General features: G+C 61.8%; 2 protein-coding genes. Both read right to left on the reverse strand.

Going from position 1 to position 3,382, the window contains the following annotated elements:
• Positions 1 to 130: 130 nt before the first annotated feature.
• Positions 131 to 2,071, reverse strand: coding sequence for a phospholipase D-like domain-containing protein (locus JW897_RS24015; RefSeq protein ID WP_205467921.1), 1,941 nt, complete (start codon positions 2,069 to 2,071; stop codon positions 131 to 133).
• A gap of 2 nt (positions 2,072 to 2,073) precedes the next feature.
• On the reverse strand, positions 2,074 to 3,382 hold a 1,309-nt coding region (locus JW897_RS24020), incomplete at its 5' end, for a DUF2345 domain-containing protein (RefSeq protein WP_205467922.1).

Consider the following 3,382-nt stretch of genomic DNA (forward strand, 5'->3'; position numbering starts at 1 on the left):
GTGGTCTTTCTCATATACGCAGTTGAAGGCCAGCTTGGCTTCGACTTCTTTCAAATCGGGCACGGAACGCTCCTTGGCGCCGCCGCAGGCGGCCAGGCTCAGGGTCAGAATCAGGGTCAGAAATGCGGGCTTAATCACTATTGCTCCGGGCTGGGTCTGTGCGCAGGAATTCACGAAGAGGTGCTACAGGGGGCAACTGCTTTTGTGAAGCAACTTTATTACTGTCAAGAATTAGCTGCCATTGTTCATATGCCTTTTTGGCATCAATCTCACGATCCATTCGATCTGGATTCGCACGATCCCAATGGCTAGTATGCCTCCCCCACAACTCCTGGCGCAGCGGCTTGGAGATTTCCGGCCGGTCCAAAGCGATGTTCAATTCACTGTCCACCTGCATGCTGCGGGTATTGATATTGGCCGAGCCCAGCGTCAGAAAAGCGTCGTTGATGATCATCAGCTTGGCGTGGATATAGGTTTCAGCCCATGCTCCCGGCGGGGAGTCCGGCGCCACAATGGAGCAAATATGGGTTTTCAGGCCGGGCTGCTCCACCGCGCTAATGGGAGCGTCCGGCTTTTGGGCGGCCTCGTACTCCTTTTCCATCCGCTCGCGATAAGCCGTGGCGTCTGCCTCCGCTTCCTTGATCTTGCTTTTGAGCTTTGCCGGCGCCATGACGTTCAAGGCGCTCACCACTTTGGCCTCCCGTTCCGCCTGCTTGGCCTGGCCCAGCCGGGCCTCCACATCATCCGCCTTTTCCAGACGCGCCACGCCGGGAATCGTGTCGGCGCGCCCCAGGCTGTCCAGCATCCGGTAGGTGTTGACCGTGCCAGCGCCCACGCCGGCATCGCTGGTATTGGTGATCACGAACAGATAGATCGGGTAAGGACGACCAGCCTGCTTCTGCGCCTTGGCCGCGTCCTTGATCTTTTCCGCCAGCGGCGGCCAGCGGAAGTACTGGTTTTCGATGAAGATGTAGGAGGTGACGTTGTTGACCGCCTTCAGATACAGCTTCTTGATGTCCTGTTTCTTGTATTCCGGCTGGGTGCGCAGCAGCTGCACCATGGCGGCCTTATTGGCCTGCCCGTCCACTCGCGGCGCATAGCCGCCGAAACCGCAGCCGGGCAACGGCAGGTCTTCCTTGGCTTCGTCGCGCCAGGCGCGGCGGAAATTGTGGAACAGATCGCCCACCGCCGGCCCGGTGATCAGGCTGGAAAAGTCCTCGCGCGGCCCCACCGTGCCGTTGCGGCCCAGATTGGGCGCTTTGGGCTTGGCGCTGTGGGCATTGGTGTCCCAGTACTCGTCCAACATATTGTGGCCCATGACGAAGCCGACATGGGCTTGCGCGTCGTCGTAATCCACCAACACCATTTTCTGGTGATGGCTGGGGGCACTCGCCAAGGTGGCCTTGGTTCTTTTCTTCAAGCCCGTATCGTCATAATCCTGCGTCGCGATGTGGGTGCGGGCGCGCGGGCCAAAGCCGCGGCTACGGAAATGCAGATTTTTGCTGGGAATATCCTTGTGAAACTGGTCCCGCACTTCCTTGTCCGTGGCGCCGGCCGCTGGCTGATCCTCGTCATACCAGGAATACCACTGCGAATCGTATTTATACTGCTCCGGGGTTTCATAATCCGGCTTGTCCTTGATGCCCACACTCCAACGCCCAGGCGTTTGCGACTCCCCCACCGTGGCGCCGGTGCTGTTGACGTACAGGCCGGCCGGCTTGGAGGCGAAACACAGCACTCGCACCTGCACGCCCTGCTTGGCCTTGTGCTCCAGCAACTTGCCTATCTGCGCCGGCACGGCTTCCGCGATGTCCGCGTACTTCACCGTGTCGGCGCCCTTGCGGACGAAGTACATGGACGGCTGGAAGCCCCAGCAGATGATGCTGACGTTTTTCTTGGCTTTGGCGATGGCGTAATGCACCGAGGCAAACGCCGCCTCGCCGTTGACCAGGGGCTGGAAGCTGCCCTCATGCGGCGCGTATTCGCTGGTCTGCAAAAACCAGGGCAGGGTCAAATTGGCCCGCAGCGGTTCTTTGACGCAGATCGGAGAGACTATCGTGTTCGCGCTCATTATTATTCTCCTGCCGGCGAAGCGTCGGCCTCGCCATTAAGCAAACGGTGGTAGCGCGCGCGCGCATGCTCGTCCGGCTCCACGCGGCCGTCCGGCGGCGCGCCGCCGGCCACCACTTTATGGAAGCCGGCATTGGCCAGCGCGCCCTTGTCCGGCTTGCTCAGTTCATTGGCCACCGGGATATCGAACTTGACGCCGTTGGCCAGCTCCACCGTGTATTTTTGCGTGGTGACCGCATGTTTGACCGCCAGGTGGCCGCTTTCGTCAATGATGCCGCGCTCCACCTCGCCGCCGTCGGCATGCAGGGTATAGGGCATGCCGGTCCAGCTGCTGTTGCCGCCTTGCGGCGATTGATCCAGCCGCAGCGACAGCGGCATCCTGGGAATGCTTTGCGGGTAATCCGGATGCGTGACCGTCATTTGCGCCGGCCCGCTCATCTGGTGGCTGGCGCCTTTCACCGACACCTTGCCCGGGCAATGCAGTTCGATATTGCCGCCGGCGATGCGGATGTAAGCGCCGCCGCTAACGTTGAGCAGGATTTCCTGTTTGGCGGCCACGGTGATTCTTTCCTTGCAGGACGTCACCGTCACATCCTTGTCCGCGGTCACCTCGATGCTGTCGCTCTGCGCCAGCACCTGCATCTTGCCCTTGGCGGCGATCAGCTTCAACGCGATCTTGTCTTGCAGGCCGGTGACGAACAGGCTGATGTGCTGGCCCACATTGTGGAGCCAGCGCCGGCCCGAGGTTTGGTTGGTGTCGCGCTGCGCCACCAGGTCCAGATTGGTGCCCGCCGCCACGGTCTGGCTTTGCTGGCTCAGGCTGGCGATGCCCGCCGGCGCGGACAGCACGATCAAGGGCTGGCGGCCGGTCTGCTCCTTGGCGGTTTTGCCGTCCTTGTCAGTATTGGAGCCGGCTTCCCAGGCTTTCAGCGCGGCCGCCTGCTGCTGTAAATGCCCCTTATCCCCTTTGCCCGCCTTGTTGTTGTCCGGATTGACCTTGTCCGGCCCGGTTTCCATGGTGTCGGCCTGCTGGCCGGTGGCGGTGTCGCCCAGGCTCTGGCTCAGGGCCAGTGCCGCGTCCAGCTGGCTTTGCGCCTGTTCGCGCGCCAGTTGTTTGCCCCCAGCGCCGTTCTGCGCTTCGGTGCTCAGCAGCAGGCCGTGGCCGGCGCGGATCGCGCCGTGGCTGTCGGTTCTGAGTTCGAAGCCGTCGCCGCGCGCTTCGGCCTTGCCGTTGCTGCGCGGGTGGGTTAGGAAGCCTTGGTTGAGCTGGGTCTTGCCGGGTTCGGAACTGAGTTTGGCTCTGACTTCGCCG

The organism is Chromobacterium alkanivorans (assembly GCF_016937655.1).
Lineage (GTDB): Bacteria > Pseudomonadota > Gammaproteobacteria > Burkholderiales > Chromobacteriaceae > Chromobacterium > Chromobacterium alkanivorans.